Here is a 14,924-nt window from a genome sequence, read left to right on the forward strand (position 1 = left end):
CTTCGACGCAACCTCTGCGTGACCCCATGGTCGTACTTGCAGCAATTGACCGAACGAAGGCTTCCCATGAGTGAAGATGCACAAGATGTCGTACTGATCGTCGAGGACGACGAATCCATTATGTTTGTGCTGGGTGAATACCTGGCAGGCCTGGGTTATCGGGTCCTGAAGGCGATCGACGGCAAGCAAGCGTTCGAGATTCTGGCGACCAAGCCGCACTTGGACCTGATGGTCACCGACTACCGTCTGCCGGGCGGAATTTCCGGGGTACAGATCGCAGAACCGGCGATCCAGTTGCGACCGGAATTGAAGGTCATTTTTATCAGCGGTTACCCGCAGGAAATTCTCGAATGCAACAGCCCGATCACGCGCAATGCGCCGATCCTGGCCAAGCCGTTTGACCTGGATACCCTGCACGAGCATATCCAACGCTTGCTGGCGTGAAAAAGTGGCGCGTGGGCGCCACTCAATTCAATCGTTAACGTTTTAACCTTTGAACATTGGCGTTGAGCGTACTGGCTGGCGTGTACGCGAACTGCCAACCGCGTTTTCCGTCAATACCATTGAGGAACGCCTGCAGACCTTTGTCGTTGCTCAGTGGATAGACCGTCATACCGCCGCTAATTACCGGAAGGTTGCCATTTTTGATCATGGCCATATCCAGATCCGGACTATTAGTGTTGAAAAGGTACAACTGATTATCTTTGGTTTTTTGGATGTAGACGGTATGCGCGAACGCTTCGCCCTCATTGGTATGCTTGAAATTCAATAGCCCGGACTCTGTAATGTCAGCGCTGTTGAACACCGTTTGGAGGCTATCTGTTTTTATCCCCATCAGGTCCAGGTAATGCGGCGAATAGTTTGTGCCGCCGCTGCGGTCTGTAGCCTTTATGACAGCATCGTACACTTCAGATGACAGGCTTTTTTCAGCCTGCCCCACACGCATAGACGCCTCGTAACAAACCAGGCCCTGATTACCCGGCGCTTTGTGCAGTATTTCCAAGTTCTGTCTCAACTGAGTGTTAGACAGTTTTTGGGGGCCGGACGGAGTGAGGGGGGCGCTGTACAAGCTGTTGACGTCCAGATTGAAAACGCTGTTTTTTTGCTGCCAGTCATCCGTGTGATCAAAGACCTTGAATTCCAACTTTGTTGGGTCGGTGCTATGGGTTTTATAGGGGGGCTGAAGTTTCTTGTCACGCGTCAGTTTTTCTAAGCCTTTTTGCATCGCCTCTGCGCTTGAGAAGTTGGCGAGACCATGGTTGGGATCATAAAAGTAATACGTTTTATACCCGCCATCGACTTTTACTCCCGCGGCCATCGCATGGCCTGGAGAGTCGATCATTAATGATTTCGAAACCGTCGAATTGGACAGCTCCCTGACCATGTCTTGAATGGAAACCTGACGGGTGGGCTGTCCTGCATGGAAGGCACTTTGGCCACCCGTTTTGCTTTGGATTTTACTGAGCTTGGCGACAAAATCCCTGGAGGCCGGATCTAAAGCAAAGGCCGCGGCGGTGTACATATTCTTGATTAACACTTGCTCCTTGCCTTGCGCCATCGCCGTTGCCATGGCACGTGCGAGAGCCGCGCACTGACCATCAGACAATTGTCCGGTTTGGGTGAGGTAAATGATTTGGGGCATAGGCGTAACGTCGCCGAAGCGCGGCTCAATGTTGCCTATAAATCGCGCCGATGTGTTTTTACCGAACTGATAGGCCATGTCGTCATATTTTTTGACCAACATGCCGACCTGTTCTGATGTCAGGGTTTTACTGGCGCCAAGCTTCATTAAGTCAGCCAATGACATCTTATTGGAGTAGCCATTGATCTTCCGCGGGTCTCCGTAAATATAGCCGCGGTCAAACGCCTCTTTATCTGGCCCTTCTCGATGGGTTCTAACGGATTTCTTCCAGTCGCCGACCACCGCGCCACTTATTCTTTTTGCAGGGTCCGTTGCTGTCGCAAAACTTCCCAAATCATTGCTGTGTACCGAAGGCAGGAAGTCTTTTATGGCAGGGCCGTAGGGTTGCCCGGTTGCCGGGTTGAAGGCGTGCCACTTTCCATCGAGAAGGGTTGCCGGTGCTTCAATGAACTCGTTGTTGACCTTGAATGTTCCCACCGAGGCCGCGTCGAAACGTTTACTGGCGGACACCAGGTCATAACTGCCAGCAGAATGAGTCAGTGTTCTAAAACCCTTTAGTACTGATGTGGAACCAGTTTTCGCGAGGTAAAAGGCCCCCTTGGCGAGGTCCGTTGCGCCGTCGAAGGGATTAAGACTTCCTATGGCTGTGCGCCCGACAATCTTAGCGCCGTGGAGCAGCTTGCTGAGTGCGGAAGCGCCGGACATCATTGCTTTTGCGCCCTTTGCCGCCACACCGGCCCCGACGATAAAACCAAACACATCCAATGTCAGATCCAAAACGCCTTCAGCGTAATCACCGTTTTGAAAGTTGAAAATCGCCGACCTTAATGGGATCAGATTCAACATGAACTCACGCACCTTTTTGTGAAAAGGCTCCTCAGTGTCAAAGGTCGTTTGTTGTTGGGCCTCCATTGTGAGTGCTTTGATATTGATGTGTTTGATAAACGCATCGGCAATATAAGAGGTACGTTCACTGTTAAAGCTATCGGGCGTGGCGGTTGCGCCAGTTTTTTCATCCGTGAGGCCTGACGCGGACGGTGTGTCGGGAATCACCTGGACAAGTTTTCTATCAGGATGGGTGTGACCGGTTGGGAATCTTCCAGGTCGAAAATCGCCCAGGTCGGTACGTTCGGTAATTTTTGCGTGTTTTAGATCTATCTCGTAGGTATGAATCTGACCCATGCGTTCAGTTTTGACCAACAGGTTGTGATCGTCACGCTCGCGTATTTTCGGCATGAGAGAGAAGGGTGAATAGTCAATGTATTGCTCTTTAACAATAGTTAATTTTCCGAGTTCAAGATTATTTCGCGTGGAAATGGGTTGTTGCGATATCAAGTGTTTGACTTGCGTGCCCAGGCTTTTTTCCATGCCTGAGCAGTACGCCGAAAACGCACTTTTGAAGGCCGAGGAAAGATGAGGGAGTTGCTTTATCGTATTCAGGACCTCGCTGATATTGACGCCAGAGGCTGACGAAACAAACCTGCTGGGCGAGTAGGGGGATCCGTCTGTGAAGAGCGCTCTATAAAAAGCATCGGGTTGGGCGGTGGGTGCGCCATGTGCACTTCTTCCATCCATGTACAAATCCAGGACCGAATAAGGTCCGGGGAAATCCGCAACAGAAGGCTCCAGCGTGATGCACTTTTCATCAAACAGTGCCGCAGCCATGTGCGGCAGCGCCTTCTGTAACTGTTCCCGCGCCATGTCCCTGGCTATCGGCATCGGTGCACGTTGCGCGTCGCTGGCAGTTTTCAATTCAGCGATCCGAGCATGAAACGCGTTGCGCACTGCGTTCATCTGCGTTTCGTTTTCAGGGTAAGGCAAGCCATTGGCACGCCCCCAGTCCTTGAGCGCTTCCTGCTGGACAAGGAACTCAGTACGGCGCTCCTCTTCAGAGATCGGTGCGATCGCCGCTTGCAGCATCACTTCGCCGTAGGTCATCGCCGCCGTTGATCCCGCTGCCTTGGCCTCAAGGCGCCCGACGGCGGTGACAAAACTGACCCAACTGTGAGAGCCGAAGGTCAGGCTTTCGGGGATGTCCTTGACCAGCAATTCCGGCGTACGACTTGCCAACAGCAGGTGGGCTTGCAGCGCGGCTTTCTCGGGTGACGATGCTTGGCCTGAGGACACCAGGTAGTCGCTCAGGTCCTTGACGATGCCCGCTACAGGCTTCCCGAAAACATTAGGGCCCAGAGTAGAAATGCCCGCTACGTAGCCTCTGGGAGCGCCTGGTTGAACCTTACGGTCAATACTCAGCGCAGCCAGCAGCCAGTCGTTGGGACTGCCTTTCACAGACTTTGCATCGAAACTGCTCTGCAGTGCTTCGCCAAGTGCCTGCCCCCTGGGCGACTGGATCAACCTGTCGAGGACCCGTTGAGGATGACGTAACTCGGAAGGCTCGAATGTCGCGTCTTGCGCCAGGTACTCCAGCACGCTCTTGAAAGGCTTCAGGTCAATGTCGCCGATCTTGCCGTGACGTAGGTTTGCCCTCAGTTGCCACTGGCTGCGGGTGTCGAGTGGTATCGGCCATGCCAGTGCACCGCCATAGTTGCCATGGGGCGGGTGTTGGGGTTCTGGTCGGAGTAGGGCCGCGGCGAGATTCTCCGCTTCCTGGTGATTGGTGGGAATATCCCAACCGTTTGCCTGCAGGTAGCGCTCAAGTGTGGCTTCGCCCCATGTGTTCATGGCAGCTTCTGGATAGCTGCTGTCGGGGGCGATCTGGACGTTGTTTTTCTGCAGGTGATCAAGAATCAGCTCGGAGGGAAGATCGCCGCGCTTTAAAAGCATGGCGAGATGCGTGAACGCAAACGCGGCATCACGGCGGGTATTCTTATCTCCCAGGGCCTTCTTTTGCCCTGTGAGTGCCTCCTCACTGCGCGCCTCGTGAAGGCCGGCGGGTAGCTGCGCAAAGGATTTATCCTGCGCCAATTGCGCCGCTCTGTCCTGGCGCTCTGCGACTGACGATTTTTCGGGCTCCCGATAGAAGCGCTTCACCAGCCATAACGGCGCGCTGTTGCTGTGTTCGGACAACGGCGGGGAGAAAGTGGAAAGTCCGTTGCCCGCCGCTATGACCTTCGCCGCCTCAACGACAGGGCCGCTTACCCCGGACCACTGCTTGTCTTCCTGGCCATGCGTCTGTGTCACTGGTGATGCGGTGATATAGCGCTGAACTTTGAAAGATACTTGACCCGATTCGGGCGTGATTTTCACTGTGCGGCTATCCACCCCGATGTGTCTCATCCACTCCTTGACATCATCGGACTGCATCGCTCGCCCTAATTGCGCCCACCACTGACCGAATGTGGAGTTGGGAGGAATGTTTTCTATCATCACCTCCCGATCCTGACTTTCAACATCAGTCAAGCGAAGGAGTGCCTTGCCATAAATCTCGGCCAGAAGGCTGTCGCCCTCGGAACGGGCGGTGTCATGGGAGGGGACGGGACCTTCAGTCCTGAGCCCAGGCTTATTGAACTGGGGTTGATCTACGGACGTCAGTGGCGCGTTGACGTTCATCGGGAGGTGATGACTGAGCACTACATCATTACGGGATGGGATCATTGGCTAGCTCGTCAGGTCGGCAGGGAGGAACACCCTAGGTGTCACTCTCAGTAACCAAAACCGTTCTGGCGATTCCGCTTATCCCGACGCCAATGATTTCCGAACTTTTCCCTCTTAACCTGGCTGTGCCGCAAGCAATACATGCATCACATCACGCCCGGATCATCTCCCGCACCTTCGCCGTCAACAAATCAAAGGTAAATGGCTTGGTAATCAACTGCATGCCAGGGTCGAGAAAACCACCGCGCACGGCGGCATGTTCGGCATAGCCGGTAATAAACAATACCTTCAGATCCGGCCGCATCTGCCGGCCGATCTCTGCCATTTGTCTGCCGTTCATGCCGGGCAAGCCGACATCGCTGATCAACAGGTCGATCCGCTGTTCAGATTCAATGATCGGTAATGCCGTATTGGCGTCCTCTGCCTCAACAAACCCATAACCCAGCTCTTTAAGTACTGCGCTGACCAGCACGCGTACGGCGGGGTCGTCCTCGACGATCAGCACGGTCTCCCCGGAATTGGCAAATGGCAGCAACGCAGGGTCGACGGGTTCGGGGACGACGGTCTCACCCAGAAAACGTGGCAGGAACAAGCTGACGGTCGTCCCCAGGCCCACCTCGCTGTGCAGGGTGACGTGTCCGCGGGACTGACGGGCGAAGCCGTAGATCATCGATAAACCAAGGCCGGTGCCTTGGCCGATCGGCTTGGTGGTAAAGAAGGGATCGAACACACGGCCAATCACGCTTTGCGGGATGCCGCAGCCGTTATCACTGATGCTCAGCTCAACGTAATCGCCTGGGGGCAGGGTGCCAAACGCAGCGGTGAAAACGCTGTCCAGGTGCCGATTCGACGTTTCCACCGTCAGCTTGCCGCCGTTGGGCATTGCATCGCGGGCATTGAGCACCAGGTTGAGCAGGGCGCTTTCCAGCTGATTGGGGTCGGCTTCAGCTGTCCAAGGCTGGTCGGTGAGTTGCATCTCAAGGGTAATGCTTTCATTGATGCTGCGTTCCAGCAGTTCACCCATGGAGCTGACCAGTTCATTGATATTGACCGGTTTGGAGTCCAAGGATTGCCGGCGGGAAAACGCTAGCAACCGATGGGTCAATCCGGCTGCGCGGTTAGCTGACGTGACGCCAAGATCGATGAGGCTATCGAGGTCGTCCAACTTGCCACGGGACACGCGCCTGCGCAGTAACTCGAGGCTGCCGATAATCCCGGTGAGCATATTGTTGAAGTCGTGGGCGATACCGCCCGTCAATTGGCCGACGGCTTCCATTTTCTGTGATTGGCGCAGCGCCTCTTCGTTGTGGCGCAGTTGCGCGGTGCGCTCTTCGACTTGTTGTTCAAGGGTTTCAAGTGTGCGTTGCAGGCGCAGTTCGCTTTCGCTCAAGTCGATCAGGCGGTCACGCGCCTCGTACTGGCGACGACGGCCGCGCAGAGCAGCGCTGACCAGGCTGATCAGGGTCACCGGGTGGAAGGGCCGCTCCAGGAAGGTCACATTGCCGAGCAGGCCACTGAGGTGGGACGAACCGTTCTGTTCGCTGCCGCCGTGATGGGTCATCAGCACGATGGGCATATCCGACCAAGCGGGCTGCTGGTGCAGTTTTTCCAGCAGCGGCTCCAGATCGATACCGCGCAAGCCTTCGGCGGCAATGATCAACAGACCTGCACCTTCTTCCATCGCGTCGCACAGCATCGGCAGGTGGGTCGCGACGATGCCGGAGTAACCGGCTTCGTTGAGCATCATCAACGCCAGTGAACTGTCGCGCCCCACTGGCGCCAGGATGATCGCGCGTTCGGAAACGCCAAGTAGATTCGGCACTATTGCTCATCCTTGAGCAAAGGGGAGCCTGCGCCCATGTAGGTCGGGATGCCGCGCAGTACGCCCTGGAAGTTGTCCAAGGGCTCGCCGACGGTCAAACCACGGTTGCTGATGCGGTATTCACGAATGGTCGACTCGTGGGCGCCGGTACGTTTCTTGATGATCGAAATCGCCCGGCGGACTTTGCCCAGCGCTTCAAAGTAACGCAGCAGAATCACTGTGTCGGCCAGGTAGGTGATGTCGACCGGTGCTTGCATGTCACCCACCAACCCGTGTTGAGCGACGGTCATGAAGGTCGCCGCACCGCGACGGTTGAGGTACAGCAGTAACTCGTGCATGTGCAGGATCAGCGCATTTTCTTCAGGCATCGCCGCCTGGTAACCGTTGATGCTGTCGATCACCACGGTTTTGATACCCCCTTCGTCGATAGCGCGGCGCACCCGGTGGGAGAACTCGCCAGGGGACAGTTCGGCAGCGTCCACTTGTTCGATCATCAAGTTGCCGGTGGCCTGCAGCGCTTCAAGGTCGATACCCATGTTTTTCATGCGTTCAAACAACAACCCCAGCTCTTCGTCGAAGATAAACAGCGCTGCCTTTTCGCCGCGTAACACGGCGGCGGCAGCGAAGATCATCGAGATCAACGATTTGCCGGTACCGGCCGGGCCGAGAATCAGGCTGCTGGAGCCCGTCTCGATACCGCCGCCCAACAATGAGTCCATCTCGCTGATGCCGCTGGTGAGCGTCTGGCGGTTGTAACCACCGCGGTGTTCGGCGGCCACCAGGCGAGGGAATACATGCACCCCGTCCTGCATGATGGTGAAGTCGTGGAAACCGCCGCGATACTTCTGTCCACGGTACTTCACCACACGAACCCGGCGGCGTTCGGCACCGTAGTTCGGCGTCAATTCTTCCAGACGGATCACGCCGTGGGCCACGCTGTGCACGGTTTTATCCAGGGATTCAGTGGTCAGGTCGTCCAACAGCAGAACGGTGGCGTCATAACGCACGAAGTAGTGCTTGATGGCGAGGATCTGCCGGCGATAACGCAACGAACTCTGCGCCAGCAGGCGGATCTCAGAGAGGCTGTCGACGACCACGCGGGTCGGCTTGACCCGTTCCACCACCTCAAAGATCTGCCGCGTGGCTTCACCCAGCTCAAGGTCAGAGGAATACAGCAGGCTCTGTTGGTGCTCGGCATTGAGCAAGCTTTCCGGTGGGGTCAGCTCAAAAATATGGATGTTGTCATCCAGGTCCCAACCGTGGGATTTGGCGCCCTGGCGCAACTCGCGCTCAGTCTCCGACAAGGTGATGTACAAGGATCGCTCGCCGTTTTTTGCCCCGGCCTGAAGGAAATGCAGGGCCACGGTGGTTTTACCGGTACCAGGTTCACCTTCCAGCAAAAACAGGTGGCTGCGCGATAGCCCCCCGGCAAGAATGTCATCAAGACCTTCGATGCCGGTGGCCGCCTTTTCACTGAACAGCTCTTTGGATGTAGACAAGAAGTGCCCTCGGGTCACGTACAAGTGGAAGGGCATGTTCGTCACAACACGCCATGTTTACTTGACCGTGGCACTATGCAACCGTTCAACAAACGGCTCAATTTATCGGTACAGGCGAGCCGTCCCCGAGGTGTCGTGGCGTGTCTTAGAGCCCTTGCTGCAAGGCCGGATCGTCCGGATTCTGTTGCTCAAGCTGAGCCAGCAGCACTTGGACATTCTGCAACTGCCCACTCTCTTTCCAGTAGTTGACCAGCAGCACCCGAGCCTTGCGATTGGCCGGGTGGCGCTGGACGATTTCTTCCAATTGGCGCTGCGCTGCCTCCAGCTCCTGCTGGTCGTGCAGGGTGGTGGCCAGGTCGTAGCGGTAATCCTGATTATCCGGCTCAAGCTCTACCGCTTTGGACAGGCCGAGGAGGGCATAAGGCCGCTCGCCATGGTGCAGCAGCCACATGCCGAGGGCGTGTTGCAAGTAGGCGGACTCGGGGTGAGACGCCAACTGCCGCGCCAGCAATTGGCGGGACTCGTCGGTCTTGCCTTGCTTATCCAACAGCTCGATCTGCGCGACCACTGCTTGCAGGTTGTCCGGTTGCAAACGCATCGCCTGTTCCAGGGCCTGTTGCGCCTCCGGCAACAGCGCGCTGTGGATGTAGAGGCGTGCCAGCTGAATCCACCCCTCGGCGGTTTCGGGCTGGGCCTTGAGGTATTTCACGAATTCGTCCAACACCTGCTGCAGCGGCCCGAAATACAGGCCAAGGGTGTCCGGCGAAAGGCCGAGCAAGGCATTGGCGGCGGCAAAGCGCACGCTTTGCTCGGGGTCATCCAGCGCCGGCCCCAGCAGCAGGGTGCGCTGGCCCGTGGGCACCAGGCCGACAATGCTGTGGATCGCCGCTTCGCGCACCACCGGCGATTCATTGATCAGGTCTTTATCCGCCAGCTTCAGGGCCTGGGGGCTTGGATAGTTGTGCAGTTCGGCATGCAGGGCGGCGCGGCGCTCATCGGTCAGGTCCGGGCGGCCCAATTGCTGATACAGCACTCGGGCGGCGCCAGGCTCGCCGTTACGCGCCTGTTTCAACGCTTTGGCGTACCCATGGGCAATCGCGGGAGCCACAGCCACCGGGGCGGAGCGGGAGAAATACCAGGTGAGCAGCACAATGAAGAACAGGGCGCACAGGCCGACGATGGCGTAACGGCGTGACTTTGACATGCAGGCGTCCGAAAGCTTGAGTAGCTATTACAAAGGCCGTCAGCTTCGGTCAGACCAGGGCAGGTGTCAAACCGGCGTCAGGTGAGCACGTACTCCACTGGCTCCAAGGGCGCTGGCAGTTCGGTTTCGCCCAGCGCCGCGAGAATCTCACGCTCCAAGGTGCGTAGGAGCGCATTGCAGGGCAGGTCGTTTTCATCAAAGCCGAACGGGTCTTCCAGGTCATCGCCGATTTCATCCAGGCCAAAAAAGGTGTAGCTGACAATGGCGGTGAACACCGGTGTCAGCCAGCCCAGAGGTTCGGCCATGGCGAAGGGCAGCAGAATACAGAACAAGTAGATGGTGCGGTGCAAAAGCAGCGTGTAAGGGAAGGGCAGTGGCGTGGTCTTTATCCGCTCGCACGAGGCCTGAACCAGACTCAGGCTGACCAAGCGGGTTTCCAGCTGGGTGTAGCGCCATTCGCTGATGACGCCCTGCTGAGCCAGTACCGAAAACCGCCCGCCGAGCTGTTGCAGCACACGGTCCGGCAGGTTGGGATGGTCCGCTTCCACACTGGCCCAGGGCTGTATCGCCTGGGCTTCATTTTCATGGCGCAGTCGTGCGATCAACCCATGGGCAAAGCCCCCCAGCCCGCGCAACACGCGCGCACGTTCAGCGGCATCGGCGAGTACTTGGGTTTCACGGATCAGCGAGCGCACCTCGATGATCATCTGCCCCAACTGCTTGCGGCCCTCCCACCAACGGTCATAGCAGGCATTGTTGCGAAAGCTCATGAAGATCGACAACGAGAGCCCGAGCAAGGTGAAGGGCGTGGCGTTGACCTTGGAGAAGTACGCGGGGTGCAGGGTTTCCACGAGCACGATCACTGACGCCAGCAACGTGACCAGTAGGCTGCGCAGGGCGATGCGCTTGGCAATCGAACCTTTTAGGGAAAACAGGATACCCAGGAGATTGGGTTTAGGACGCACGATCATGGGGGGGCTTCTTTGGTGGCGCAGGCCATCAGGTTAGAAGCTGATAGGGAGGGCGTCCAATCGCTTGGGCCTACCGGCTGATCGGTGGGGTCTATGATCGGAGGTGTGCCAGCTTCTGTGTCAAGCAGGCCTCTGTGGTGGGCGGGGCAAGTCCACTCACCACCAGTGCCTTGCCCCCCTTGGCCAAACCAGTCAGCCATGTTGAAAGCTTTGACCATTGTCGCTGTGCAGCACCCAAGCGACTATCTGGGCCATACGCTCGTTACCCGGTCCATCGTTCAAGGAAACAATGATGCAGATTGAAAACAAGGTTTTTCTGGTCAGCGGCGGCGCTTCGGGCCTCGGCGCGGCCACCGCTGAGATGCTGATCGCCGCTGGTGCCAAGGTGATGCTGGTGGATTTGAACGCCGAAGCGGTCGCCGCCAAGGCCAAGCAATTGGGTGAAAACGCCCGCAGTGCGGTGGCTGACATCAGCCAGGAAGCTGCTGCTGAAACCGCCGTTCAAGCCACGGTTTCGACCTTTGGCGGCTTGCACGGGTTGGTCAATTGCGCAGGCGTGGTGCGCGGCGAGAAAATTCTCGGCAAGAACGGCCCTCACGTGCTGGCGAACTTCGCCCAGGTGATCAACGTCAACCTGATCGGCAGCTTCAACCTGTTACGCCTGGCCGCTGCGGCCATTGCGGAAACCGAAGCGAATGCCGACGGTGAACGCGGCGTGATCATCAATACCGCTTCCGTGGCCGCCTTCGATGGGCAAATCGGTCAGGCTGCGTATGCCGCCTCCAAAGGTGCCATCGCCAGCCTCACACTGCCCGCGGCTCGTGAATTGGCGCGTTTCGGTATTCGCGTAATGACCATCGCTCCCGGTATCTTCGAGACGCCCATGATGGCCGGCATGACGCCGCAAGTGCGCGACTCCCTGGCCGCCGGCGTGCCATTCCCACCACGCCTGGGCAAGCCTGTCGAATACGCCGCACTGGTGCGGCACATCATTGAAAACAGCATGCTCAATGGCGAGGTGATCCGTCTTGACGGCGCCTTGCGCATGGCAGCCAAGTAAGGAGAGTGACCCATGACTGATCCCATCGTGATTGTCAGCGCCGTGCGCACGCCCATGGGCGGGTTCCAGGGTGACCTCAAGGGACTGACCGCACCTCAACTCGGTGCCGCCGCTATTCGTGCAGCGGTAGAGCGCGCCGGTATCGCCACCGACGCCGTGGATGAAGTGCTGTTTGGCTGCGTACTCCCTGCTGGCCTGGGTCAGGCGCCAGCGCGGCAAGCGGCATTGGGCGCCGGGTTGGACAAGTCCACCCGTTGCACCACCCTCAACAAGATGTGCGGCTCAGGTATGGAAGCCGCCATCCTGGCCCATGATTCACTGCTGGCGGGCAGTGTCGATGTGGTGATTGCTGGCGGTATGGAGAGCATGTCCAACGCTCCGTATTTGCTGGACCGCGCCCGCAGTGGCTACCGCATGGGTCATGGCCGCGTCCTCGACCACATGTTCCTCGACGGGCTGGAAGACGCTTACGACAAGGGCCGCCTGATGGGCACCTTCGCCGAAGACTGCGCCCTGCATAACGGCTTCACCCGTGAAGCCCAGGATGCCTTCGCCATTGCCTCCCTGACCCGCGCTCAGGAGGCGATCACCCACGGCAACTTCGCTGCCGAAATCGTCCCGGTACAGGTCACTGTCGGCAAAGAGCAAAAAACCATTCTGCACGATGAGCAGCCCCCCAAAGCCAAGCTGGACAAGATTGCCAGCCTCAAACCGGCGTTCCGCGAAGGCGGCACGGTGACAGCGGCCAACTCCAGCTCGATTTCCGACGGTGCTGCGGCGCTGCTGCTGATGCGCGAGTCCGAGGCGCACAAACGTGGGCTCAAGCCGTTGGCGGTGATCCATGGGCATGCTGCATTTGCCGATGAGCCGGGGCTGTTTCCCGTGGCGCCAGTGGGTGCGATTCGCAAATTGATGAGCAAGACCGGCTGGAACCTTGATGAAGTGGATCTGTTCGAGATCAACGAAGCCTTCGCGGTGGTCAGCCTGGTGACCATGAGCAAGCTGCAAATCCCCCATTCCAAGGTCAACGTTCACGGCGGTGCCTGCGCCCTCGGCCACCCGATTGGTGCCTCGGGCGCCCGCATCCTGGTGACCTTGCTCTCGGCCCTGCGCCAGAAGGGCCTCAAGCGTGGCGTTGCCGCGATCTGCATCGGCGGTGGTGAAGCCACAGCCATGGCCGTCGAATGCCTGTATTAAGGAGCCACGATGCTGCCCAATGACGAACAACTGCAAATCAGCGACGCGGCCCGGCAATTCGCCCAGGAACGTCTCAAACCTTTCGCCGCCGAATGGGATCGCGAGCACCGCTTTCCCAAGGAGGCCATCGGCGAGATGGCCGAACTGGGGTTTTTCGGCATGCTGGTGCCGGAGCAATGGGGCGGTTGCGATACCGGCTACCTGGCTTACGCCATGGCCCTAGAAGAAATTGCCGCCGGTGATGGAGCCTGCTCCACCATCATGAGCGTGCACAACTCGGTGGGTTGCGTGCCCATCCTCAAGTTCGGCAACGACCAGCAAAAAACGCAGTTCCTCACGCCCCTGGCCAGCGGGGCCATGCTGGGGGCCTTTGCCCTGACCGAACCGCAGGCCGGTTCCGATGCCAGCAGCCTGAAAACCCGAGCGCGCCTGGACGGCGACCACTACGTGCTCAACGGCTGTAAACAGTTCATCACCTCCGGGCAAAACGCTGGGGTGGTGATTGTGTTTGCCGTTACCGACCCAGCGGCAGGCAAACGCGGGATCAGCGCGTTTATCGTGCCCACCGATTCGCCGGGCTACAGCGTCGCGCGGGTCGAGGACAAGTTGGGGCAGCATGCGTCCGACACGTGCCAGATTCTGTTTGAAGACGTGAAGGTCCCGGTGGCCAACCGTTTGGGTGAGGAGGGTGAGGGCTACAAGATCGCCCTGGCCAACCTCGAAGGCGGCCGCGTGGGCATCGCCTCGCAAGCAGTGGGCATGGCCCGTGCCGCGTTTGAAGCGGCGCGCGACTACGCCCGCGAGCGCGAGAGTTTCGGCAAACCGCTGATCGAACACCAGGCGGTAGCCTTCCGACTCGCCGACATGGCCACGCAAATCGCCGTAGCACGGCAGATGGTGCATTACGCCGCCGCCTTGCGCGACAGTGGCAAGCCGGCGCTGGTGGAAGCGTCGATGGCCAAGCTGTTTGCCTCGGAAATGGCCGAAAAAGTCTGTTCGGCCGCCTTGCAAACCTTGGGCGGTTACGGTTACCTGAGCGACTTTCCCCTGGAGCGGATCTACCGCGATGTGCGGGTCTGCCAGATCTACGAAGGCACCAGCGATATTCAACGCATGGTCATCTCACGCAATCTCTAAGGAGCCGATACATGAGTTACGAAACCATTTTGCTCGACGTCCAGGGCCGCGTCGGGCTGATTACCCTGAATCGTCCGCAAGCCCTGAATGCGCTGAATGCGCAGTTGGTCAGTGAGTTGAACCATGCACTGGATGATCTGGAAGCCAATCCGCACATCGGCTGCATCGTGCTGACCGGTTCGAAGAAAGCCTTTGCGGCCGGCGCCGATATCAAGGAAATGGCCGAGCTGACCTACCCGCAGATTTACCTCGATGACCTGTTCAGCGACAGCGACCGCGTGGCCAACCGCCGCAAGCCGATCATCGCCGCCGTCAACGGTTTTGCTTTGGGCGGCGGCTGCGAACTGGCGCTGATGTGCGACTTCATCCTGGCGGGTGATGGCGCCAAATTCGGCCAGCCAGAGATCAACCTCGGCGTCCTGCCCGGCATGGGCGGCACCCAGCGCCTGACCCGCGCGGTAGGCAAGGCCAAGGCCATGGAAATGTGCCTGACCGGGCGTTTTATCGATGCGGTGGAGGCTGAGCGTTGCGGGATTGTCGCGCGCATTGTGCCGGCCGATGAGCTGCTGGATGAAGCGCTGAAGGTCGCCACGCTGATTGCTGGCAAGTCGGTGCCAATCAGCATGATGGTCAAGGAAAGCGTGAACCGTGCGTTTGAAGTGAGCCTGTCCGAAGGCGTGCGCTTTGAGCGCCGTGTGTTCCATGCGGCGTTTGCGACGCTGGATCAGAAGGAAGGTATGGCGGCGTTTGTGGCCAAGCGCGCGCCAGAGTTCAAGGATAAGTAAGCCAATCTTCATGTACTGAAGTGCAAATGTGGGAGGGGGCTTGCCTCCTCCC

At 58.3% G+C, this 14,924-nt stretch carries 10 protein-coding genes; 5 read left to right on the plus strand and 5 right to left on the minus strand.

Annotated features, from left to right (window positions below; translation table 11 throughout):
- Positions 1 to 66: 66 nt before the first annotated feature.
- A complete protein-coding gene (locus ACKZ62_RS14140) occupies positions 67 to 444 on the plus strand; it encodes a response regulator (RefSeq protein ID WP_032885674.1) in 378 nt (125 codons plus the stop codon).
- A 34-nt stretch (positions 445 to 478) separates the two neighbouring features.
- Here ACKZ62_RS14140 and ACKZ62_RS14145 read toward each other — a convergent pair whose 3' ends face one another.
- The 5 genes from ACKZ62_RS14145 to ACKZ62_RS14165 form a co-directional block, all read right to left on the minus strand.
- Positions 479 to 5,197, minus strand: coding sequence for an Mcf1 protease effector domain-containing protein (locus ACKZ62_RS14145; RefSeq protein WP_447096897.1), 4,719 nt, complete (start codon positions 5,195 to 5,197; stop codon positions 479 to 481).
- Positions 5,198 to 5,348: 151 nt separating this feature from the next.
- On the minus strand, positions 5,349 to 7,019 hold the full coding sequence (locus ACKZ62_RS14150; RefSeq protein ID WP_447096898.1) for an ATP-binding protein: 1,671 nt from the start codon (positions 7,017 to 7,019) through the stop codon (positions 5,349 to 5,351).
- Positions 7,019 to 8,518 (minus strand): ATPase domain-containing protein, encoded by a 1,500-nt coding sequence (locus ACKZ62_RS14155; protein WP_032885743.1) that lies wholly within the window; start codon positions 8,516 to 8,518, stop codon positions 7,019 to 7,021. The genes ACKZ62_RS14150 and ACKZ62_RS14155 overlap by 1 nt, the downstream gene beginning before the upstream one ends.
- Before the next feature lie 145 nt (positions 8,519 to 8,663).
- Entirely contained in the window at positions 8,664 to 9,722 is a 1,059-nt protein-coding gene (locus ACKZ62_RS14160) for a tetratricopeptide repeat protein (RefSeq protein ID WP_095184748.1), read from the minus strand.
- A 77-nt stretch (positions 9,723 to 9,799) separates the two neighbouring features.
- The gene (locus ACKZ62_RS14165) at positions 9,800 to 10,693 is read right to left on the minus strand and encodes a bestrophin family protein (RefSeq protein WP_447096899.1); all 894 of its coding nucleotides are present in this window, start codon (positions 10,691 to 10,693) and stop codon (positions 9,800 to 9,802) included.
- A gap of 292 nt (positions 10,694 to 10,985) precedes the next feature.
- Between ACKZ62_RS14165 and ACKZ62_RS14170 the strand changes: the two genes are divergently transcribed.
- Genes ACKZ62_RS14170 through ACKZ62_RS14185 form a run of 4 tightly spaced genes read left to right on the plus strand, consistent with a single transcriptional unit; the run spans position 10,986 to position 14,872 of the window.
- The gene (locus tag ACKZ62_RS14170; protein ID WP_447096900.1) at positions 10,986 to 11,753 is read left to right on the plus strand and encodes an SDR family NAD(P)-dependent oxidoreductase; all 768 of its coding nucleotides are present in this window, start codon (positions 10,986 to 10,988) and stop codon (positions 11,751 to 11,753) included.
- Positions 11,754 to 11,765: 12 nt separating this feature from the next.
- Positions 11,766 to 12,950 carry an acetyl-CoA C-acyltransferase gene (locus ACKZ62_RS14175; protein WP_032885669.1) on the plus strand — a complete coding sequence of 395 codons (1,185 nt, stop codon included), beginning with the start codon at positions 11,766 to 11,768 and terminating at the stop codon, positions 12,948 to 12,950.
- Positions 12,951 to 12,959: 9 nt separating this feature from the next.
- A complete protein-coding gene (locus ACKZ62_RS14180) occupies positions 12,960 to 14,087 on the plus strand; it encodes an acyl-CoA dehydrogenase (protein ID WP_032885668.1) in 1,128 nt (375 codons plus the stop codon).
- An 11-nt stretch (positions 14,088 to 14,098) separates the two neighbouring features.
- The gene (locus ACKZ62_RS14185; RefSeq protein ID WP_032885667.1) at positions 14,099 to 14,872 is read left to right on the plus strand and encodes an enoyl-CoA hydratase; all 774 of its coding nucleotides are present in this window, start codon (positions 14,099 to 14,101) and stop codon (positions 14,870 to 14,872) included.
- Positions 14,873 to 14,924: the final 52 nt, after the last annotated feature.

This window comes from Pseudomonas sivasensis, assembly GCF_052938085.1.

Bases quoted from the DNA above. Each gene is read 5' to 3' on its own strand.
- ACKZ62_RS14180 (WP_032885668.1), top strand. From the start codon at position 12,960: ATGCTGCCCAATGACGAACAACTGCAAATCAGCGACGCGGCCCGGCAA.
- ACKZ62_RS14170 (WP_447096900.1), top strand. From the start codon at position 10,986: ATGCAGATTGAAAACAAGGTTTTTCTGGTCAGCGGCGGCGCTTCGGGC.
- ACKZ62_RS14160 (WP_095184748.1), bottom strand. From the start codon at position 9,722: ATGTCAAAGTCACGCCGTTACGCCATCGTCGGCCTGTGCGCCCTGTTC.
- ACKZ62_RS14145 (WP_447096897.1), bottom strand. From the start codon at position 5,197: ATGATCCCATCCCGTAATGATGTAGTGCTCAGTCATCACCTCCCGATG.
- ACKZ62_RS14140 (WP_032885674.1), top strand. From the start codon at position 67: ATGAGTGAAGATGCACAAGATGTCGTACTGATCGTCGAGGACGACGAA.
- ACKZ62_RS14175 (WP_032885669.1), top strand. From the start codon at position 11,766: ATGACTGATCCCATCGTGATTGTCAGCGCCGTGCGCACGCCCATGGGC.
- ACKZ62_RS14165 (WP_447096899.1), bottom strand. From the start codon at position 10,693: ATGATCGTGCGTCCTAAACCCAATCTCCTGGGTATCCTGTTTTCCCTA.
- ACKZ62_RS14185 (WP_032885667.1), top strand. From the start codon at position 14,099: ATGAGTTACGAAACCATTTTGCTCGACGTCCAGGGCCGCGTCGGGCTG.